This is a genomic window from Kitasatospora sp. NPDC101157 (assembly GCF_044768255.1).
Taxonomy (GTDB): domain Bacteria; phylum Actinomycetota; class Actinomycetes; order Streptomycetales; family Streptomycetaceae; genus Kitasatospora.
This window is the reverse complement of sequence record NZ_JBIWPL010000001.1, coordinates 434,409-454,732: the sequence shown is the minus strand read 5'-3', so window position 1 is coordinate 454,732 and position 20,324 is coordinate 434,409. Positions and strand designations below refer to the sequence as shown.

Genomic DNA, 20,324 nt, shown 5'->3' with positions numbered 1-20,324 from the left:
GAGGTCGGGGACGACCTGGCGGACTGAGAACAGCGAGAACAGCGAACGAGATCTGACAGGGGTCACCGGGCCGGGCTCACCGGTGCGAGCCGGCCCGGCCGAGCACCGCCCAGCCGTGGGCGACCAGCACCGCCGCGACCGCTCCGCCGCCCAGCAGGACGGCCGAGGGCCAGGGGCGGCCCAGCGCCAGCAGCACCCCCGTCGCGGCGGGCCCGGCCACGGCGCCCAGTGCGGCGGCCGCCGACCGGCCGCAGCGCGCCAGCAGCGCGGGCAGCACCAGCAGCAGGCCCAGCACGCCCTGCGCCGCCCACGCCGTGGCGCCGGCCCGCTCGGCGGCCAGGTGCAGCAGCCCGCCGCCGTGGCCGGGCCCGGGCCGCGGCGCGACGACCGCGAGCACGGCCAGCGCGGCGTAGGTCAGCACCCCGAGCACCGCCAGGTGCAGCGCCACCGCGACCGGCAGCACCGGCCGCATCCGGGCCCGGAACTCGGCCAGCGTGCGGGCCGCCCCGAGGTGCCCCAGGCCGACCCGGCGGTACCAGCGGGCCGCCCGCTCGGCCGCGCCCGCCGACGCGGCGGCGGCCAGCACCAGCGCGGCGGCCAGCGGCCGGTCCGCGCCCGGCGCCGCCAGCGGGAGCAGCAGCAGCGCGGCCAGGCCCAGCCCGTACCCGAGTGCGGCCGGACGCCACCGGGAGCCGGCCGGCCCGACCGGCGCGCGCACCGGACCGAGCTCCCCCGGGCGGGCCGCTCCGCACGGCGCCGGGCCCGGTTCGGCCGGGGGCGGCGCGGTCAGCGCGGGAAGCAGCACCAGCGGGACGGCGGCGGGCAGCAGCACCGGCCAGCGGGCGCCCAGCGCCACCACCCCGGCGCAGGGCAGCACGGCCAGCGCGGCCGCGGTCAGCGCGGCCCGTCCGGCGGCCCCGCCCCGCCGCTCCCCGGACGGCTCGGGCCCCGGCGGCCGCCGGGGCACCCGCGCGTACAGCTCCTCGGCCAGCGAGAACAGGTCGGCGTGCCGGCAGCGCGCGGCGTCCTCGGGGCCGAACCCGGCCTCCTCCAGCCCGGCGGCGATCTCCAGCGGGTCGACGGCACGCTCGCACAGCTCCCGGTGCTCGGCCATCACCTCGCGCACCGGGTCGGCGCTGGCGCCGCCGACCGCCGGGCCGGGCATCAGACGGCCTCCGCGAAGGCCGGGCCGGCGGGTCTCGCCGGCTCGGCCCGGGCTCCGGCGGCGGTCCCGAGGGCGGCCGGCTGCCCGGGCCCGTCGTCGGGCGCCCCGGAGTCCCCGTCCCTGGAGTCCCCGTCCCCGGCGTCCGGGTCGGCCCCGTCGTCCCGCTCGGCCCGCTCGCCCTGCCCGTCCCGGCCGCGCGGGCCGTCGGCGAGCCAGTACTCGGCGGGACGGGCGAACGGGCGCGGTGCCCGGCCGCCCTCGCCCGCGCCGCCGCCCTCGGGGAAGGCGGGGTACTGCGAGACCAGCTCCAGGTAGATCTCCCGGAAGGCGCCGAGCACCGGCTCGACGGCGAAGCGTTCCTGCGCCCGCAGCCGTCCCGCCAGGCCGAGCCGGGAACGCCGCTCCTCGTCGCGCAGCAGGGCCAGGCAGGCCCCGGCGAGGGCGCGCGGGTCGCGGGCGGGCACCAGCAGTCCGGTCGGGCCGACCACCTCGCGGGTCACCCCGACGTCGGTGGCGACCACCGCGCGGCCGCTGAGCATGGCATCCGCGAGCAGCCGGGGGCTGCGCTGGGAGAGCGCGGAGAAGACGGCGACGGTGCCGCCCTGCCAGGCCTCGGCGAGCGAGCCGGGCCGCCCGGCGAAGTCCACCGCCCCGGCCACCCCCAGCCGTTCGGCGACCGCCGCGCAGTGGGCGAGGTAGCCGGGGGCCGTCTCCTCGCCGTGCACCACCAGGCGCGCCGCGGGCAGTTCGGCCCGGACCCGGGCGAAGGCGTGCAGCATCAGTTCGGTGTCGCGCCCGGGCTCCAGCGCGCCCGCCCAGACCAGGGTCGGCCGCGCGGGCTCCGCTCCGGCCGCCGGTCGGCCCACGGCCGGGGTGCCCTCGTACACCACCCGGGTCCGCGCCGGATCGGCCCCGCAGCGGCGCTGCCACTGCTGGTCGTGGGCGGTGCCCGGGGTGAGTATCGCGGCCTGCCGGTAGGTCTCCTCGGTGAGCGCCCGGAAGAAGGACAGCAGCAGCGCCCGGACCGGCCGGCGGTACGGCGCCTCGTGACTCGCCCGCTCGCCTCCGGGCGCTCGAACCCGATGCCGACGGTCGTCGCTCCGGCACTCGTCCCTCGCTTGTCGTGCCTCGCTTTCGGCACCGGCGCCCCCTTCGGCTCGGGGCGGGTAGCCGAGGTACTGCTCGCGCAGGTGCAGCCCGTGCTCGGTGACCACGAACGGCACCCCGTGCAGGTGCCGGGCGACCAGGGCGGGCAGCGCGGCGGGGCCGCCGCCGACCACGTGGCAGAGGTCGGCGCCGCCGAGGCCGCCGGGCCCGGTGCCGTACCAGGGCGCGGACAGCGGGCGCAGGCACTGCTCCAGCAGGTCGGCGGCGACCAGGACGTCGCGGACCAGCGGCTGTCCGGCCGAGGTGTCGGCGCCGGGCAGCCGCCAGCTCCGCTCCAGGACGCGCCGGGCGTGGGCGGAGGCGAGGAAGGCGGGCAGGGTGCCCCCGTCCTCCCGGGCCAGCGCGGCCAGCCGGTACAGCCCGGCCCCGAAGCCGCCCCGCGCCCCCGGCAGCACCAGGGCCCGTACCAGTTCCTCGTACGCCCGGGCGTACTGGCGTCTGCGCAGCGCCCCGGGGGCCCGGCCGCGCGGGCGGGGGCCCCACAGCGCCAGGTCGTGGACGCCCCGCCAGGCGGGTGAGAGCCGCCGGGCGGGCCCGGGGCCGGCCGGGCCGGTCAGCAGGTGGAGCTCGAACTCGTGCTCCGGCAGGCCCTCGGCCAGCCGGTCGCACCAGGCTCCGGCGCCACGGTCGGGATGCGGACGGGCACCCTCGGTGAGCAGGGCGACGCGCACGGGAGACCTCCTCTGGTTGCTACCCCTGCGAGGGGCTACCGGAGCCGCGGGGCCGTACGCCGGGACCCATGCTGTTGCCCGCCACCCACCGAGTGGTCCGGTGTCTGCGGCTCTCCCCCACACCTGTTCGGTCCGGCAGCAGAACGGTAGGACCGGCCTCCGGTCACCCATCGCTCACATGCCTGCGTGCCACCTGAACGAGTGAACCGCCGTGACCTCGACCGGAACCGGGGCGTTAGCGGGCGCTATACGCGGAGGTCTCCCCGCCCGCTCAGCGGGCGCCGGCCGCGATCAGCTCGCGCACCGCCCGGGCGACCGCGTCGGGGTGCTCCATCATCGCCACGTGCCCGGACTCCGGAAGCACCAGCAGCCGGGCGTCGGCGAAGGCCGCGCAGGCGCGGCGGGCGGAGCGGTAGGCGACCAGCTTGTCGCGCAGCCCGTACACCAGCAGCACCGGCGCGGTGACCTGCTCGGCCTGGCGCCACAGCGCCTGGTCGCCGCGCTCGGTGTACGCGGAGACGATGCCGCGGGCCGAGCCGACCAGGGCCGTCATCGCGTGGGGCAGGTCCATCCGGCGGCGGTACTCGGCCACCGCCTCGGCCCGGGCGACCGCGCTCAGGCCGGTCGGGTCGCCGTAGACCAGGCGCAGCAGGTCCTCGGTGGCCGCCTCGGCGTCGCGCCGGCCGCCGGGCAGTCGGCGCAGCAGCGCGGGCACGCCGGGCAGGGCGAGCAGGCCGGTGGACCAGGCGGTGCGCTGCGGGGGCAGTTCGGGCAGGGCGGGCGAGACCAGGGTGAGGGTGCGGACGAGGTCGGGGCGCAGCGCGGCGAGGCGGACGGCGACGGCGCCGCCGAGCGAGTTGCCGAACAGGTGGACGGGGCCGCGGCCGGAGGCCTCCAGGTAGCCGATGACGGCGCGGACGTGGCCGGAGAGACTGAGGTTGCCGTCGGCGGGCGGGTCGGAGTGGCCGAAGCCGGGCAGGTCGACGGCCTCGCCGTCGACGAGGCCGGAGAGCCGGTCCATGAGGGCGGTCCAGTTGGCGGCCGAGCCGCCGAGTCCGTGCACGAAGAGCCCGGGCTCGCGCCCGTCGGCGCCGCCGGCCGCGATCCGGGGCGCCTCGGCGGGCCGGTGCACCGCGAGCACCGCGCCGGGGACCTCGACCGTTCGTACCTGCTGCTCAGCGCTGCTCATGGTGGACGATGGTAGTGAGCCCCGGGCCGGGGCGGTGGGGGCGGTGCGGCTGTCCCATCCCTGTCACACGACTGCCGAGGCCGAGGTCAGCGCCGTATTGTGGGCTCCTGACAAGGGGACCGGGCAGCTTTTCTCGCTTCCGCAGGACGCGGGCGCGGTTACCGAAAAGTAGAATCGGCCCTCTTGCCACCCCCGAACAAGTCCGAAGTGAGGAGCGCCGTGACGGCCATCCAGGAGGCGCAGGAGCGCCCGCGCGGTGCCCGCCTGCCGCGAAGCGCCCGCCGTGAACAACTGCTCGGTGCCGCCCAGGAGGTGTTCGTCGCGCAGGGCTACCACGCGGCCGCCATGGACGACATCGCCGACCGCGCCGGGGTGAGCAAGCCGGTGCTGTACCAGCACTTCCCCGGGAAGCTGGAGCTCTACCTGGCGCTGCTGGACAAGCACTGCGACGCCCTGGTCGAGTCGACCCGCGAGGCGCTGAGCACGACCACCGACAACAAGCTGCGGGTGGCCGCGACGATGGAGGCGTACTTCAACTACGTCTCCAGCGAGTCGGGCGCCTTCCGGCTGGTGTTCGAGTCGGACCTGACCAACGAGCCGGCGGTGCGCGAGCGGGTGGAGCGGGCCTCCGAGGCGAGCGCGACGCTGGTCAGCAAGGTGATCCAGGAGGACACCGACCTGCCGGAGGCGGAGTCCAAGCTGCTGGCCGCCGGGGTGTGCGGCCTGGCCCAGATCACCGCCCGGTACTGGCTGTCGCAGGGCCGCGAGATCCCGCGCGACGAGGCGGTGCGGCTGGTAGCCAGCCTGGCCTGGCGGGGCCTGAAGGGCTTCCCGATGCACCCGGGCGACGCCGCCGCGGACGGTTCCGCTCAGCGCTGACGATCCGCTGACCTTCGCCGGAGCGGTGATCGGGTGCTCTATGGTGAAGCCGTACGGCGCGGTCGCCGCGAACGCTTGTTCCAGGCGGTCAGGTGCCCGCGCGTGGAGGCTGCAACCCCGGAGGGACGGAAGCCGTGGAGGTCAAGATCGGCGTGCAGAACGCGCCGCGCGAGATCGTGATCGAGAGCTCGCAGACTGCCGATGAGATCGAGAGCGCGGTCGCGAAGGCGCTGGAGGGCTCCAGCAAGCTCTTCTCGCTCACCGACGAGCACGGCCGCCGCGTCATCGTCCCGGCCGAGCGCCTGGCGTACGTGGAGATCGGCGAGCAGGCCGCCCGCAAGGTCGGTTTCGGCACCCTCTGAGGCGCCGCCGCTCATCCTTCGGTGCCCCGTTCCCTCCCGGGAGCGGGGCACCGTCGTGTGTACGGGCGGATCGGCCGGGGTACGGCGAACAGGGACGGCACCGGTGCCGTACGCCCGTCCCCCGGGAGGCCGCCTTGCTGGTCGAAACGATCGTCTTCGCGCTGGTCGGACTGGTCGCGGCCGCGGCCGCGCTGCTGGGCCTGCCGGGGTACTTCCGGGCCTCCCGCCCGGCGGTGGCGGGGACGGCGCTGGCGGCGGCGCTGCTCGGCGGGGCGGTCGCGCACTTCTGTCTGGGCGGGCGCCACCCGGTGGTCGCGGTGGCGTTCTCGGCGCTGGCCGCGGGTGTGCTCACCTCGCTGCTGGCCCGGCCGGACCTCGCCGCCGGGCGGGCCCCGGCGCACCGGCACCACCCGCACCGGGCCGGCGCCCACCGCGCGCGGCGGCGGCACCGGCCGGCCTGAGGCCCGTTGCTCAGCGGGCCCCGTCGCTCGGCGCGCCCGGTCGCTCAGTGGGCCCTGTCGCTCAGTGGGCCCCGTCGCTCAGGAGGCCAGGCCGAGGGCGGCCATCCGCTTGGTGTGCGCCTCGGTGATCCGGTTGAACATCTTGCCGACCTCGACCAGGTCGAAGCCCTGCACGTGAACGCCGCCGACCAGCAGGTTGGACAGCGCGTCCCGCTCGGCGACGACCCGCTGGGCCTGGCTGAGCGCCTCGCCCATCAGCCGCCGGCCCCACAGCGCGAGCCGCCCGCCGGCCCGCGGGTCGGCCTCGATGGCCTGGCGGACCTTGTCGACGGCGAACTGGCCGTGGCCGGTGTCGGACATGACGCCGAGGACCAGCTCGCGGGTGTCGTCGTCCAGCCGGACGGCCACCTCGCGGTAGAAGTCGGTCGCGATGGCGTCGCCGACGTAGGCCTTGACCAGGCCCTCCAGCCAGTCCGAGGGCGCCGTCATCCGGTGGAACAGCTCCAGCGGCTCGACGAAGGGGCGCATCGCCTCCTGCGGGTCGGCGCCGATCTCGGCGAGCCGGTCGTGCAGCCGCTGGTAGTGCTGGAACTCGGCGGAGGCCATCCGGGCCAGGGCCGCCTTGTCGGCGAGGTCGGGCGCCAGCTTGGCGTCCTCGGCGAGCCGCTCGAAGGCGCTCAGCTCGCCGTACGCGAGCGCGCCGAGCAGATCCAGCACCGCCGCGCGGTAGCCCGGCTCGGCCGAGCACGTGGCCCAGTCGCCGATCGAGCCGGCGCCGTCCTGCGTCTCACCATGGGTCTCCATGACCCGCCACCTTAGTCCCGCCCGGCCACCCGCCCCACCACCCGGCACCCCCGGGTGACCTGCCGGATCGGCCGGTCCGGGGCCGGTCGCCGGGGGCGATGTCAGACGCGTCACGTGTTCGAGTCGTCGCCTGACTGTATGGTGGTACGGAGCCCCGTCGTGTTCGCACGGTGTCGCCGCCGTCTCGGTGACCCGCACGAGCCCGCTCCGTAGCGGCGCCGTCCCCTCGGACGTGTCCGCCCCGGAGGCACGGGTACTCACGTACGCGGATGCCCGGTCGGAGAGCCGATCGGCTCCGACCATGGCTTGGACTTCAAGCCTTGGCACCGCATCAGTGGCCGAGCGAGGGCCGCCGAGACCACGCCCCCTGGCGGAGGTCCCGCGCAGGTCCCTCACGGGAACCCTCCCCGACGCCGCCGGCGACGCGCCCCGCCATCGGGCCGCGCGCACCGGCCGGCCGCAGGGACCGGCGCGGTTGTGCGTCCGCGCAGCTGTCATCAGGGCCGCCAGGCCCGTATTGCAGCCGCGCGGCTGCCCGCCCGCCGCTCGCTCTCGGCCCCTCCGAAAACGGAAGAGGCAGCACCCTGTCCACCACCGCTGAACCCATCAAGACGACGTTCCGGGAACTCGGGATCCTCCCGGAGACCGCCGAGGCGCTCGAATCCGTCGGCATCGTCCATCCCTTCCCGATCCAGGAGATGACCCTCCCGGTCGCGCTGACCGGCCACGACGTCATCGGCCAGGCCAAGACCGGCACCGGCAAGACCCTCGGCTTCGGCCTCCCGCTGATCGAGCGGGTCACCGTGCGCGCCGACGTGGACGCCGGCCGGGCCACCGAGGAGCAGCTCTCCGACTTCCCGCAGGCGCTGATCGTGGTCCCGACCCGCGAGCTCTGCACCCAGGTCACCAATGACCTGCAGACCGCCGGCAAGGTCCGCAACGTCCGCGTCCTCGCGGTCTACGGCGGGCGGGCGTACGAGCCGCAGGTCGAGGCGCTCACCAAGGGCGTCGACATCGTGGTCGGCACCCCGGGTCGCCTGCTGGACCTGGCCGGTCAGAAGAAGCTGAACCTGTCCGAGGTCCGCGCGCTGGTCCTGGACGAGGCCGACGAGATGCTCGACCTGGGCTTCCTGCCCGACGTCGAGAAGATCATCACCATGCTGCCGGCCAAGCGGCAGACCCTGCTCTTCTCGGCCACCATGCCGGGCCAGGTCATCAGCCTCGCCCGCCGCTACATGAGCCAGCCGACCCACATCCGGGCCACCGCCCCGGACGACACCGGCACGACCGTCGCCAACATCGAGCAGCACATCTTCCGTGCGCACTCGCTGGACAAGGTCGAGATGGTCTCGCGCATCCTGCAGGCCGACGGCCGCGGGCTGGCGATGATCTTCTGCCGCACCAAGCGCACCGCCGCCGACGTCTCCGACCAGCTGACCCAGCGCGGGTTCGCGGCCGGTGCCGTCCACGGCGACCTCGGCCAGGGCGCCCGCGAGCAGGCGCTGCGCGCCTTCCGCAACGGCAAGGTCGACGTGCTGGTCTGCACCGACGTGGCCGCCCGCGGCATCGACGTCGAGGGCGTCACCCACGTCATCAACTACCAGTGCCCCGAGGACGAGAAGACCTACCTGCACCGGATCGGCCGCACCGGCCGGGCCGGCGCCTCCGGCACCGCCGTCACCCTGGTCGACTGGGACGACATCCCGCGCTGGCAGCTGATCAACAAGGCGCTGGACCTGCCGTTCAACGAGCCGGAGGAGACCTACTCCACCTCGCCGCACCTGTACGAGCTGCTGAAGATCGCGCCGGGCACCAAGGGTGTGCTGCCGCGCTCGGAGCGCACCCGGGCCGGGCTCGGCGCCGAGGAGATCGAGGACCTCGGCGAGACCGGCGGACGGGGCTCCCGCTCCGGCCGTGGTGGCCGTGGCGGGCGCGACGGACGCGACGGACGCGGCGGCTCGGGCCGCCCGGCCGTCGAGACCCCGGCGGAGGAGGAGAAGCCGCGCCGCACCCGTGAGCGCCGCCGCACCCGCCGTGGTGCGGAGGTCGCCGAGGGCGCGGCCGCCGCGGTGACCGAGGCGGCCCCGGCCGTCGAGGGCGCCGAGGGCGACACCGCTCCGCGCCGCCGTCGCCGCCGCTCGCGCGGTGGCGCGTCGGTGGGCGAGACCGCCCCGGTGACGGCCGAGGCCGTGGCAACCGGGTCCGCAGCGGCGGAGGTCGTGGCCGAGGCCGCCGAGGTCGTCGAGGCCGCCGTGGTCGCGGCGGAGCCGGTGGCCGAGGAGAAGCCGCGCCGCACCCGCACCCGCAAGCCCAAGGCGGACGCAGAGGCCGCCGCGGTCGTCGAGGCTCCCGCCGAGGCCCCGGCCGAGGAGAAGCCGCGCCGCACCCGCACCCGCAAGCCCAAGGCCGAGGCGGAGACCGTCGAGGCGGCCGCGGTCGCCGAGGCTCCCGCCGAGGCGCCGGCCGAGAAGAAGGCCACCCGGACGCGGACCCGCAAGCCCAAGGCGGAGGCCGTCGAGGCCGCCGCGGCGACCGAGGCCCCGGCCGAGGAGAAGCCGGCCCCCCGGACCCGCACCCGCAAGCCGAAGGCCGTCGTCGAGACCGCCCCGGAGGCCCCGGCCGCCGAGGCCCCGGCCGCCGAGGCCCCGGCCGCCGAGGTGCCGGCCCCGCGCAAGCGCACCCGCGCCCGCAAGGCCGCGGCCACCCCGGAGACCACTCCGGAGGGCTGACACACCCCACCCCCGAGGGGGCGGACCGGGTTCCGACGAACCGGTCCGCCCCCTCGGGCGTTTCCGCCCCCGGTCGCGCCCCGGGGCGGCCGCCCACCGCGACACGGGCCCGGTGCCGGCATCCCGCCTGGTGGGGCCCGGTGCCGGGACGGCATAGGCTCGGGACGTCACCTGTCGCGGGAGGGAAACCGTCCATGAGTACTCCGCCGTTCCTGACCCTGCCCGACTGCGCCCGGGCGGAGCGCGTGGTGACCGCGCGGGGCGAGTTCGCGGCGTTGCGGGCGGAGCCGGCCGGGCCGGTGCGCGGGTCGGCGCTGCTGGTGCCGGGGTTCACGGGCAGCAAGGAGGACTTCATCGCGCTGCTCGAACCGCTGGCGTCCGCCGGGTACCGGGTGACGGCCGTGGACCAGCGGGGCCAGTACGAGACCGGCGGGCCGGACGACCCCGCGGCGTACACCGTCGACGCGCTGGGCGCCGACGTCCGGGCGCTGACCGACGTGCTGGCCCAGGACGGCCCCCCGCACCTGCTGGGGCACTCCTTCGGGGGCCAGGTGGTCCGGGAGGCGGTGCTCGCGGCGGCCGCCGAGGGCCCGCTGCCGTGGCGATCACTGACCCTGATGGCCACCGGCCCGGGGGCGATCGACCCGGCCGAGGCGGCCCGGACCAAGTTGCTGCTGGACGTCCTGCCGGTGATGACCCTGGAGGAGATCTGGCAGGTGATGCGACAGATGGACGAGAGCGGCGGGGAGCCGAAGCCCGTCCTGGAGCCGGCCGTCGCGCAGTTCCTGCACCGCCGCTGGGTGGCCAACGTGCCCCGGGCGCTGGCCGTCACCGGCGGGCACCTGGTGGCCGCGCCGGACCGGGTGGACGAGCTGGCCGCGGTGACGGCCGGGGCGCTGCCGGTGCTGGTGCTGTCCGGGGCGCGGGACTACGCCTGGCCGGTAGCGGAGCAGAGCGGCATGGCGCAGCGGCTGGGTGCCCACCGGGTGGTCGTCGCGGACGCGGGACACTCCCCCAACGCCGAGCAGCCGGCCGCCACCGCGGAGGCGCTGGCCGCGTTCTGGGCCTGAGCGGCGCCGCCCGACCGCAGCCCCCACCCGGAGTGGTCTTTACCACTTCCGACGGTTCGACCGGTCCGGGCGCAGGACAAAATTCGTTAGTTACGGTAATCTTTGATTCTGTCCGGGAATCATCGCCGGCCCGCACCCGGGTACCGATCAGCGAAACCCGGACGTTACGGACGGGCAACGGCCCAGTAGCACCGCCACGGCACCGTGGTTCACGAGGCATTGGACGCACCAGGCAAGCAGGGGGAGCCCTTGCCGCAGCAGACCGCCGCACGTACGACCCGCCCGGTCCGGCTCCAGCGCCGGATCCGCAAGACCCCGAAAGGGCTGATACCCACTCAGCCGCAACCGCCCCGCACACCGGGGCCCGGAAAGGAGACGCCCATGACCAAGCCCATGCGCTTCGAGATCCTCCGACTGGACGACGCCGACGGCTCCGCGACCGACCGCGTGATCGCCGACGCCGAGACCGTCCGCGAGTTCGTCCAGGACGCCGCCCGCACCGGCGAACGCCTGCTCATCCGCCCGTGCCCGACCGTCTGATCCGGCGCGGCGCCTCCGACCGGGAGGCCTCACCCGCCGCCGACGAGCCGGGCTCGTCCGATCAGGACGTACCGATACCCGACTGACGCCCCGTCACCGCGATCGCCGATGACGGGGCGTCAGTGCGTCCGGCCCCGGACCGGCCTCGGAATCCGCCGGGACTCCCCCACGACCGCGGCCCGGCACCGCCCCGACCCCCGGGACGTTTGCCGCCACCCGCCACGGGACATCCCCCAACGGGAACCGCCGCCCGCGCGCACCCCACCCGCGCCGGCCGGACGTCCAGCACCGACAGGTGCCGCCGAGCCGTCCGTACGGGTGATCGTCCTTGACGCGGCGGTCCGGAGGGAGGAGCGTTGTCGGCTATGAGGGGCGAGCCAAGCTGCCCGAGGTGCGCCGGTCGGGTCCGCGCCCCCGGTCTTTTTTCGGACACCTGGCAATGCGACCGGCACGGAGCCGTGCACCCGATGCAGCCCGTGCTGCCCCCGAGCGTGGAAGCCCTGGGTGTCGCCGTCGCCCGCTCGCAGGTCCCCGTCTGGCTGCCCTGGCCGCTCCCGGTCGGCTGGCTCTACACCGGCATCGCCCACGTCGGCGACGACGTCTCGGGCGCCCGGGCCACCGCCGTCGCCTGCTCCGGGCCCGCCCCGCTCGGCGGCTTCGGCGAGTTGGTGCTGGTCGCCGAGGAGCTCGGGGTCGGGCTCGGCGCCCGCTACGCCGGACTCCCCGGGCCGGACCCGGGCGACTCGGTCGGCCTGTACAAGCCCGCCGACGCCAAGCTGATGGCCGCCGGGCGGCCCACCCCGATGTTCCACGTCCCGGACGCCCCGGCCGACCGCGCGGTGTTCGTCGGCGAGGCCCGCGGGCTCTGGCTCTGGGCGATCGCCTGGCCCGAGCAGTCCGCCCTGGTGATGTACGACGAACTGGTGCTCACCGACCTGCGCGAGGCCGGCGCCGAACTGGACCTGCTGCCCTGCGGGGCGCTCTCCCCCCGGCTGCTGGGCTGACCGCGGGAGACCCGAACGGCCTATCCTGGGCGACACCCACGAGCTTCCAGGAGTCCGCCCCGTGCGCATCGACCTGCACGCCCACAGCAACGCCTCCGACGGCACCGACAGCCCGGCCGAGCTGGTCGCCGCGGCGGTCGCCGCCGGCCTCGACGTGGTCGCGCTGACCGACCACGACACCGTCGCCGGCCTTGCCGAGGCCGCCGACGCGGTGCACGCGCTGGCGGACGGCGCCCGGCTGACCGTCGTCCCGGGTGCCGAGCTGTCCTGCGTGGTGGACGACGTCAGCATGCACCTGCTCGCGTACCTGTTCGACCCGGAGGAGCCGGAGTTCGCGCGCGAGCGGGAGCTGGTGCGCACCGACCGGTTCCGGCGCGGCCGGGCGGTCGTCGAACGCTGCCGGGAGCTCGGGGCGGACATCAGCTGGGAACAGGTGCAACGGATCGCCGGGGCCGGCTCGGTCGGGCGCCCGCACATCGCCAGCGCGCTGGTCGAGGCGGGCGTGGTGGCCACCGTGTCGGACGCCTTCACGCCGGACTGGCTGGCCAACGGCGGCCGGGCGGACGTCCGCAAGCACGAGACCGACCCGGTGGCGGCCGTCCGGCTGGTCCGGGCCGCGGGCGGCGTGCCGGTGTTCGCCCACCCCGGCGCGGTCAAGCGCGGCCGGACGGTCCCGGACCAGGTGATCGCCGACCTCGCGGCGGCCGGGCTGGCCGCGCTGGAGGTGGACCACACCGACCACGACGAGGAGACCAGGCGGCGGCTGCGCGGTCTGGCGGGCGACCTCGGTCTGCTGGTCACGGGCTCCAGCGACTACCACGGCGGCCGCAAGACCGTCCGGCTCGGCGAGCACACCACCGACCCGGAGGTGTACGAGGCGCTGCTGGCCCAGGCCACCGGCGCGAAGCCGATCGCGCGCTGACGGCGTGTGGGGTGGCGCTCCGGCGTACCGGAGCGCCGCGAGGGCGCGCGAGCGGGGCCGTACACCCCACCCCGACGGGGCCGGGGGTCAGTCGAGCTTGACGCCCCGGCGCTGCGGGTCGCGCAGGTCGGTGCCGTGCTCCAGCCAGCGCTCCTGGAGCGCGGCCGCGCCGTGCACCCGCTTCCAGCCCGCCTCGTTGGGCGTCATCGGCAGCAGCGGCAGGAAACGCACCGGCTCCGCGGGCTCGGCCAGTTCCAGGTCCTCGACCAGGCCGCCCGGCTCGGCGGCCAGCACCGAGGTGAAGGGGGCGCCGTCCCACAGCGGGGAGCCGAGGTCCAACGAGCCGCCCGGGGCCACCACCAGGCCCTCGACCTGCGGGGTCGCGGCGAAGGTGGCGAGGCTGCGCAGCACGCCGTCGCGCCCGCCGCGCACCGTCAGCACCAGTTCGGCGCGCGGTCCGCGCAGCTGGTCGGCGACCGGCGCGGTCGGGTCGGCCATCGGGGCGGCGGACATCCCGAGCGTCGCGTAACGGACCAGGCCCTCGGCGTCCGGGCCGAAGCGCAGCACCTCGATCCGGTCGGTACCGAGGAAGGTGACGGCGGCGCGTCCGCTCGGCTCGCCGAAGGTGGTGATCAGCCGGGCCTCGACGGCGGCCAGCACCGCCTCCCGGGAGAGTTCCGGGGAGCTGCCGCCGTGGGGGTCGCCGAAGGACGGGAAGTCGTGCGCCATGCCGGTGAGCGTAACCCGCGCGGCCCCCGCGCCCACGCGGGGGCGTACGGGCGGCGACCGGGAATCCCGTGGGTGCCGATGCTCGGTCAGATGTTAGGGTGAGTGATTGGCCACCGGGATCGTTCGTCCCGGGGCGGCGGCGCGAAGGAGGTGGTTGCGGTGGATACCGGCCGACCATGCAGTACCGGCAGCTCTGCCCGGCCCCGGCTTCCCCGCATTCCCCGCCTCACAGGCCTCGGCGGCTGATCCAGCCGTAGTGGCCCGGGCGCGGCTCGGCGGCGGACGGACCGGCCGGGAGAGCACCCCTCGTCCCCTTCACCGGTGTTCCGCGCCGTCGCACCACGGCCCTGCCCCGCGGCCCCGCCGCGCCGCCGTGCGACGGCTCCTTCCCAGGGAGCCTGCCATGTCGATGATCAACAGCCTGCGTGCCGCCGTCCGCACCAACCGCCGCCGGGGCGCCACCGGGGCGTACGACGCCGTGCCGGAGGGCAGCGGCTCGGCGGTCGTGGACTGCGCGGTGTACCAGCAGGGCCGGCGCAACGGGGAGACCTGCAGCCCGCGCGAGGCCGCCCGCCGGGTCAAGGCGGCGCACCAACTCCCGGACAGCGAGGGGTCGTTCAGCTGGATCGGGCTGCACGAGCCGACCGAGGCCGAGTTCGAGGGCATCGCCCAGCGCTTCGGCCTGCACCCGCTCGCGGTGGAGGACGCGGTGCACGCCCACCAGCGGCCCAAGGTGGAGCGCTACGACGACGTCCTGTTCGCCGTCTTCAAGACCATCCGCTACGTCGAGCACGACCAACTCACGCCCACCAGCGAGGTGGTGGAGACCGGCGAGCTGATGGTCTTCGCCGGGCGGGACTTCGTGATCACCGTGCGGCACGGCGGCCACGGCTCGCTGCAGGAGCTGCGGCACCGGCTGGAGGCGGACGCGGACGAGGCCGGGCTGCTCGCCAAGGGGCCGGCCGCGGTGCTGCACGCGATCGCCGACCACGTGGTGGACAACTACCTGCTGGTCGCCGAGCGCCTGCAGAACGACGTGGACGAGATCGAGTACGGCGTCTTCTCGGCCAAGGGAGCGCGCAGCGCGGACGTCGGCCGGGTGTACCAACTCAAGCGCGAGGTACTGGAGTTCAAGCGTGCGGTGGTGCCGCTGCTGCGTCCGATGCAGCAGCTGTCCGAGCCGTTGCAGCGGCTGGTGGACCCGGAGATGCAGAAGTACTTCCGGGACGTCGCCGACCACCTGGCCCGGGTCACCGAGCAGGTGCACGGCTTCGACGAGCTGCTGAACTCGCTGCTGCAGGCGAACCTGGCGCAGGTGTCGGTGGCGCAGAACGAGGACATGCGCAAGATCACCGCCTGGGCGGCGATCTTCGCGGTGCCCACCATGATCACCGGCGTGTACGGCATGAACTTCGACTACATGCCCGAGCTGCACCACAAGTACGGCTACCCGATGGTCCTCGGCGCGATCGCGCTGATCTGCGTCGGGATGTACCGGGGCTTTCGCCGCAACGGCTGGCTGTAGCTGTAGCCGGCCGCGGTCCGGGGCCCCGGCAGCCGTCTACCGGCGTCCGCCGCGGGCGACCAGGACCAGGCCGAGCAGGATCAGCACCACCGCCGGACAGGCGGCCGCCGGGGGCCACTGGCCGAGCCAGAGGGCGGCGATCAGGGCCGCGCCCGGGGTCTCCAGCAGGATCGCGGTGGAGGTGATCGACGGGCCGAGGTTGCGCACCACCCGGTTGCTCAGCGAGTGCCCGAGCAGCTGCGCGGTCACCATCAGCAGCACGATCTGCCACCAGGCCCCGGCCGACCAGCCGGACAGCCGCGTCCCGGTGGCCAGGCAGATCACCAGCAGGCCGACCGCGGTGGTGGTGTAGCAGACCAGGGTGTAGGCGGTGGTGCTGACGGTCCTGCGGACCTCGGCGCCCAGCAGCATGTACCCTGCCGCGGCCAGGCCCGCGGCGAGGGCGAGCGCGTCGCCGAGCAGCGCGCGCGGGGACATCGAGAGGTCCACGCCGGTCAGCACCAGCACGCCGGCGAAGGCGACGACCGTGCCGAGCCAGACCATCCGCGGCGCGCGGAAGCCGAACAGCCGCATCAGCAGGATCGTCCACAACGGCGTGGTGGTGACCAGGGCGGTGGCGGAGGCGACCGAGGTCATCCGCAGGCTGGGCATCCAGAGCGCGAAGTGCACCGCGAGCAGCGCCCCGGCGGCGACCGCGAGCAGCAGCGCCCGCCGGCCGATCCCGCGCAGTTCGGCCCGGTGGCGCAGCAGCGCGTACGGGCCGAGCGCCCCGACCGACATGACGTTGCGCCAGAAGGCGATGGCCAGGGCGGGTGCGGCGGTGGCGGATATCAGCGGGCCGGAGAGGGAGATGCCGCCGATGGAGACGGCGAGCAGCAGCAGGTCGAGGGTGGGGAGCGGCTGAGCGGGCCGCGGGTCGGCGGCGCTGGCAGGGGCAGGGGCGGTCGCGGGCCGGGCGGCGGGCACGGCGCTCCTTCGCTGGTCGCGGGGGTGGGCGATCATACGGTAAGGCCCGTGGCCGGCCAATGGAACTGTCGCCCGGAGGCTGAGACGTCCACCGCGGCTTCCGCGGACGCCCGAGGAACTTCCGACGGGTGTCCGACGGGTGCTCCGACGGGCCTCCGCCGGGCGTCCGACGGCCTGCGCGGACCTCCGCCCGGCGGGCGTGGCCCGGGAGCCCGTACGCTGTGCGCCATGGACCGCAACTCCGCCGCCACGACCGCCGACGACTTCCTCGACCAGGCCCTCCTGGAGGAGGCCGCGAAGAAGTCCGGACTGCTGTGGGTGCGCGCGGACGGCGAGTCCGAGGCCCGCCCGCTGTGGCACGCCTGGCACGACGGCGCGGTGGTGGTGGTCGGCGGGGGCGCCGAGCAGCCGCTGCACGGCCTGACCGCCGGCGCCGGAGCCGTGATCACCGTGCGCAGCAAGGACAAGGGCGGCCGGCTGACCGGCTGGAACGCCGAGGTCGTCGAGCTGACGCCGAACGGCGAGGCCTGGCTGGGCGCCGTCGAGGAACTCAAGGGCAAGCGGCTGAACGCGCCGGACACCGACGCGATCGCCGAGCGCTGGGCGCGCGAGTGCCGGGTGCTGCGGCTGCAGCCGGCCGGTGCGCTGACCGAGCGTCCGGGCGCGATGCCGGACGGCTCGCACGCCGCCCGGCCGATGCCCACCCCGGCCACCACCCGACGGCCGATCCCGGCCGGGCTGCCCAAACTGCTCTTCAAGCGCCGCTAAAGGTTCACGCCCGGGACGCCTGCCGCCGCTAACGTGCCCCACCGGGCCGGGAGTACCCCGCGCGGGTAGCCTTGGCCGAACGTGCGCCCCGGCGCACGCCGGACGGAGTCGAGCGAGTCGAGGGAGTTCATGGCAGGGCCAGGCACCCGGGTCTTCATCTCCCATCTCTCCGCCGTCGCGGTCTTCGACCCGAACGGCGACCAGGTGGGGCGGGTCCGGGACGTGGTCGTCTCGCTGCGGCTGGGCGGGCGCCCGCCGCGAGTGCTCGGTCTGGTGGTCGAGGTCGTCGGCCGGCGCCGGATCTTCCTGCCGATGACCAGGGTGACCAGCCTGGAGTCCGGCCAGGTGCTCACCACTGGCCTGATCAACCTGCGCCGCTTCGAGCAGCGCCCGTCCGAGACCCTGGTGCTGGCCGAGCTGCTGGACCGCACCGTCACCTGGTCCAAGACCGGCGAGGACGTCACCGTGCTGGACGTCGGCATGGTGCAGACCCGGCTGCGCGAGTGGGAGGTCAGCAAGGTCTTCGTCCAGGTCGGGCGGGCCTCCCGGCTGCGCAAGGGCAAGGGCGAGCGGCTCACCCTGGACTGGCAGGACGTCACCGGCTTCGCACTGCCCGAGCAGGACCAGGGCGCGGCCAACCTGCTCGCCACCTTCGAACAGCTGCGCCCGGCCGACCTCGCCAGCGTGATGCACCACCTGTCCGCCAAGCGCCGGGCCGAGGTGGCCGCCGCGCTGCCCGACGAGCGGCTCGCGGACGTCCTGGAGGAGCTGCCCGAGGACGACCAGGTCGAGATCATCGGCAAGCTCCAGGAGGAGCGCGCGGCGGACGTCCTGGAGGCGATGGACCCGGACGACGCCGCCGACCTGCTCTCCGAGCTGCCGGGCGACGAGGCCGAGCGGCTGCTCGGGCTGATGGAGCCCGAGGAGGCCGCGCCGGTCCGCCGCCTGCTGTCCTACGAGGAGGACACCGCCGGCGGTCTGATGACCACCGAGCCGATCGTCCTGGAGCCGGACGCGACGGTCGCCGAGGCGCTGGCCCGGATCCGGATCCGCGACCACAAGCCCGCGCTGGCCGCCCAGGTGTACGTCTGCCGGCCGCCGAACGAGACCCCGACCGGCAAGTACCTGGGCGCGGTGCACTTCCAGCGGCTGCTGCGCGAGCCCCCGTACGTCCTGGTCGGCGAGCTGGTGGACGACGACCTGGACGCGCTGCCGCCGGACACCCCGCTGTCGCTGGTCACCAGCTACCTGGCGACGTACAACCTGGTGGCCGCGCCGGTCGTGGACGAGGCCGACCACCTGCTCGGCGCGGTGACCGTCGACGACGTGCTCGACCACCTGCTGCCCGAAGACTGGCGCGACGCCGCGCTGCACGCCGGGGACGACGACGGAGAGGAGCTGCACGGTGGACGGTGACCGCAACGCACGGCCGAGCGACTCCGCGCGCCGGCGCCTGCAGGGCGAGCTGCGGGAGCTGCGCCAGCTGCGCGAACTGCGCGCCCGCGAGCGCGGCGGCGGCCGGGACCGCCTGGAGACCTCCCCCATCACCGGCTCCAACCGCGTCCGGCTCGACCAGCCGCGCACGGCCCGCCCCGGCCTGCTCACCCTGCCGTCCTACGACCCCGAGGCCTTCGGCGTGCTGTCGGAGCGGATCGCCCGCTTCCTCGGCACCGGGCGGTTCATCGTCTGGATGACGGTGTTCGTCGTCGTCTGGATAGGGTGGAACACCCTGCTGCCGGCCGGTGTGCGCTTCGACGAGTACCCGTTCATCTTCCTCACCCTGGCGCTGTCGCTGCAGGCCTCGTACGCGGCGCCGCTGATCCTGCTGGCGCAGAACCGGCAGGACAACCGGGACCGCGTCAACATGGAGCAGGACCGGGCCCGCAGCGACCGCAACATCGCCGACACCGAGTACCTGGCCCGCGAGGTCGCCGCCCTGCGGCACGGGCTCGGCGAGGTGGCGACCCGCGACTTCATCCGCTCCGAGCTCCAGTCGCTGCTCAAGGAGATCGACGAACGACGGGACGCCTCCGAGTCCTTGTGACCGGCGGCACGCTACCGACCGGTTAAGCAGTTCGCCCGGCGCCGTACCATCAAGGCATGGCCAACGAGACAGAGGTCGCGGCCGGCGTCACGGAGGACTCCGTACGCCAGGCGCTGGCGACCGTCAACGACCCGGAGATCAACCGCCCGATCACCGAGATCGGCATGGTGAAATCGGTCGAGATCGCCGAGGACGGCGCGGTGCGCGTCGCGGTCTACCTGACCGTCTCCGGCTGTCCGATGCGCGACACCATCGTCACCCGGGTCCGCGAGGCGGTCGGCAAGGTCGCCGGCGTGACCGGCGTCGAGGTCGAACTCGACGTGATGAGCGACGAGCAGCGCAAGGAGCTCTCCCAGCTGCTGCGCGGCGGCACCCCCGAGCGGGAGATCCCGTTCGCCAAGCCGGGCACGCTGACCCGGGTCTACGCCGTCGCCTCCGGCAAGGGCGGTGTCGGCAAGTCCTCGGTGACGGTCAACCTGGCGGCCGCGATGGCCGCGGACGGGCTGAAGGTCGCCGTCGTGGACGCCGACATCTACGGCCACAGCGTGCCCCGCATGCTGGGCGTCGAGGGCCGGCCCACCCAGGTCCAGGACATGATCATGCCGCCGCAGGCGAACGGCGTGAAGGTCATCTCGATCGGCATGTTCACCCCGGGCAACGCCCCGGTGGTCTGGCGCGGCCCGATGCTGCACCGCGCGCTCCAGCAGTTCCTCGCCGACGTGTGGTGGGGCGACCTGGACGTGCTGCTGCTGGACCTGCCGCCCGGCACCGGCGACATCGCGATCTCGGTGGCGCAGCTGGTCCCCAACGCGGAGATCCTGATCGTCACCACCCCGCAGATGGCCGCCGCCGAGGTGGCCGAGCGGGCCGGCACCATCGCGGTGCAGACCCACCAGAAGATCGTCGGCGTGATCGAGAACATGTCCGGCATGCCGTGCCCGCACTGCGACGAGATGATCGACGTGTTCGGCACCGGCGGCGGCCAGACCGTCGCGGACGCGCTGACCCGCACCGTCGGCGCGACCGTGCCGGTGCTCGGCTCGATCCCGATCGACGTCCGGCTGCGCGAGGGCGGCGACGACGGCCGTCCGGTCGTGCTCGCCGCCCCGGACTCCCCGGCCGGCGCCGCCCTGCGCGCCGTGGCCGGCAAGCTCGGCGGCCGCCGGCGCGGGCTGTCGGGGATGTCGCTCGGGCTGACGCCCAAGAACAAGTTCTGACCGGACGCGGCGGGGGGGCGGGGGGGGGCCACCCCGCCCCGCGGCGCGGCCGGGGGGGGGGGGGCGGGGCGGGGGCGCCCCACGGCCCGGGGGCACTGGCCCCGGGCCGGCC

At 75.3% G+C, this 20,324-nt stretch carries 19 protein-coding genes; 13 read left to right on the top strand and 6 right to left on the bottom strand.

Annotated features, from left to right (window positions below; translation table 11 throughout):
* Positions 1-76: 76 nt before the first annotated feature.
* The 3 genes from ACIRVF_RS02060 to ACIRVF_RS02050 form a co-directional block, all read right to left on the bottom strand.
* Positions 77-1,165, bottom strand: coding sequence for a hypothetical protein (locus ACIRVF_RS02060; RefSeq protein WP_402812367.1), 1,089 nt, complete (start codon positions 1,163-1,165; stop codon positions 77-79).
* On the bottom strand, positions 1,165-3,003 hold the full coding sequence (locus ACIRVF_RS02055) for a DUF3492 domain-containing protein (protein ID WP_402812364.1): 1,839 nt from the start codon (positions 3,001-3,003) through the stop codon (positions 1,165-1,167). The genes ACIRVF_RS02060 and ACIRVF_RS02055 overlap by 1 nt, the downstream gene beginning before the upstream one ends.
* A gap of 271 nt (positions 3,004-3,274) precedes the next feature.
* Positions 3,275-4,192 (bottom strand): alpha/beta fold hydrolase, encoded by a 918-nt coding sequence (locus tag ACIRVF_RS02050; protein ID WP_402812361.1) that lies wholly within the window; start codon positions 4,190-4,192, stop codon positions 3,275-3,277.
* A gap of 219 nt (positions 4,193-4,411) precedes the next feature.
* Between ACIRVF_RS02050 and ACIRVF_RS02045 the strand changes: the two genes are divergently transcribed.
* The 3 genes from ACIRVF_RS02045 (at position 4,412) to ACIRVF_RS02035 (ending at position 5,894) form a co-directional block, all read left to right on the top strand.
* Positions 4,412-5,071, top strand: a complete 660-nt coding sequence (locus ACIRVF_RS02045) for a TetR/AcrR family transcriptional regulator (protein ID WP_402812357.1) — start codon at positions 4,412-4,414, stop codon at positions 5,069-5,071.
* Between the two features lie 134 nt (positions 5,072-5,205).
* Entirely contained in the window at positions 5,206-5,433 is a 228-nt protein-coding gene (locus ACIRVF_RS02040; RefSeq protein WP_402812354.1) for a DUF3107 domain-containing protein, read from the top strand.
* Positions 5,434-5,567: 134 nt separating this feature from the next.
* The gene (locus ACIRVF_RS02035) at positions 5,568-5,894 is read left to right on the top strand and encodes a hypothetical protein (protein WP_402812352.1); all 327 of its coding nucleotides are present in this window, start codon (positions 5,568-5,570) and stop codon (positions 5,892-5,894) included.
* Positions 5,895-5,972: 78 nt separating this feature from the next.
* On the opposite strand, the gene ACIRVF_RS02030 is transcribed toward ACIRVF_RS02035, so the two are convergent.
* Positions 5,973-6,698 (bottom strand): ferritin-like fold-containing protein, encoded by a 726-nt coding sequence (locus ACIRVF_RS02030; RefSeq protein WP_380412146.1) that lies wholly within the window; start codon positions 6,696-6,698, stop codon positions 5,973-5,975.
* 698 nt (positions 6,699-7,396) lie between these two features.
* Between ACIRVF_RS02030 and ACIRVF_RS02025 the strand changes: the two genes are divergently transcribed.
* The 5 genes from ACIRVF_RS02025 to ACIRVF_RS02005 all read left to right on the top strand — a co-directional run bounded on the left by ACIRVF_RS02025 (position 7,397) and on the right by ACIRVF_RS02005 (position 12,963).
* The gene (locus ACIRVF_RS02025; protein WP_402812348.1) at positions 7,397-9,427 is read left to right on the top strand and encodes a DEAD/DEAH box helicase; all 2,031 of its coding nucleotides are present in this window, start codon (positions 7,397-7,399) and stop codon (positions 9,425-9,427) included.
* Positions 9,428-9,621: 194 nt separating this feature from the next.
* Entirely contained in the window at positions 9,622-10,497 is an 876-nt protein-coding gene (locus ACIRVF_RS02020; protein ID WP_402812346.1) for an alpha/beta fold hydrolase, read from the top strand.
* A 381-nt stretch (positions 10,498-10,878) separates the two neighbouring features.
* Entirely contained in the window at positions 10,879-11,037 is a 159-nt protein-coding gene (locus tag ACIRVF_RS02015) for a hypothetical protein (protein ID WP_380412455.1), read from the top strand.
* A 365-nt stretch (positions 11,038-11,402) separates the two neighbouring features.
* Positions 11,403-12,041: a DUF6758 family protein gene (locus ACIRVF_RS02010; protein ID WP_391553644.1), complete on the top strand. Its 639-nt coding sequence runs from the start codon at positions 11,403-11,405 to the stop codon at positions 12,039-12,041.
* 61 nt (positions 12,042-12,102) lie between these two features.
* Positions 12,103-12,963: a PHP domain-containing protein gene (locus tag ACIRVF_RS02005; RefSeq protein ID WP_402812341.1), complete on the top strand. Its 861-nt coding sequence runs from the start codon at positions 12,103-12,105 to the stop codon at positions 12,961-12,963.
* Positions 12,964-13,050: 87 nt separating this feature from the next.
* On the opposite strand, the gene ACIRVF_RS02000 is transcribed toward ACIRVF_RS02005, so the two are convergent.
* Positions 13,051-13,692 (bottom strand): suppressor of fused domain protein, encoded by a 642-nt coding sequence (locus tag ACIRVF_RS02000; RefSeq protein WP_402812339.1) that lies wholly within the window; start codon positions 13,690-13,692, stop codon positions 13,051-13,053.
* Between the two features lie 403 nt (positions 13,693-14,095).
* On the opposite strand from ACIRVF_RS02000, the gene corA reads away from it, so the two are divergent.
* Entirely contained in the window at positions 14,096-15,217 is a 1,122-nt protein-coding gene (gene corA / locus ACIRVF_RS01995; RefSeq protein WP_402812336.1) for a magnesium/cobalt transporter CorA, read from the top strand.
* 36 nt (positions 15,218-15,253) lie between these two features.
* Here corA and ACIRVF_RS01990 read toward each other — a convergent pair whose 3' ends face one another.
* A complete protein-coding gene (locus ACIRVF_RS01990) occupies positions 15,254-16,183 on the bottom strand; it encodes a DMT family transporter (protein WP_402812334.1) in 930 nt (309 codons plus the stop codon).
* Positions 16,184-16,411: 228 nt separating this feature from the next.
* On the opposite strand from ACIRVF_RS01990, the gene ACIRVF_RS01985 reads away from it, so the two are divergent.
* The 4 genes from ACIRVF_RS01985 to ACIRVF_RS01970 all read left to right on the top strand — a co-directional run bounded on the left by ACIRVF_RS01985 (position 16,412) and on the right by ACIRVF_RS01970 (position 20,212).
* Positions 16,412-16,951 (top strand): hypothetical protein, encoded by a 540-nt coding sequence (locus tag ACIRVF_RS01985; protein WP_402812331.1) that lies wholly within the window; start codon positions 16,412-16,414, stop codon positions 16,949-16,951.
* A 129-nt stretch (positions 16,952-17,080) separates the two neighbouring features.
* Positions 17,081-18,367 carry a magnesium transporter MgtE N-terminal domain-containing protein gene (locus ACIRVF_RS01980; RefSeq protein ID WP_402812328.1) on the top strand — a complete coding sequence of 429 codons (1,287 nt, stop codon included), beginning with the start codon at positions 17,081-17,083 and terminating at the stop codon, positions 18,365-18,367.
* A 49-nt stretch (positions 18,368-18,416) separates the two neighbouring features.
* A complete protein-coding gene (locus ACIRVF_RS01975) occupies positions 18,417-18,995 on the top strand; it encodes a DUF1003 domain-containing protein (RefSeq protein ID WP_402812964.1) in 579 nt (192 codons plus the stop codon).
* Positions 18,996-19,051: 56 nt separating this feature from the next.
* The gene (locus ACIRVF_RS01970; protein ID WP_402812325.1) at positions 19,052-20,212 is read left to right on the top strand and encodes an Mrp/NBP35 family ATP-binding protein; all 1,161 of its coding nucleotides are present in this window, start codon (positions 19,052-19,054) and stop codon (positions 20,210-20,212) included.
* Positions 20,213-20,324: the final 112 nt, after the last annotated feature.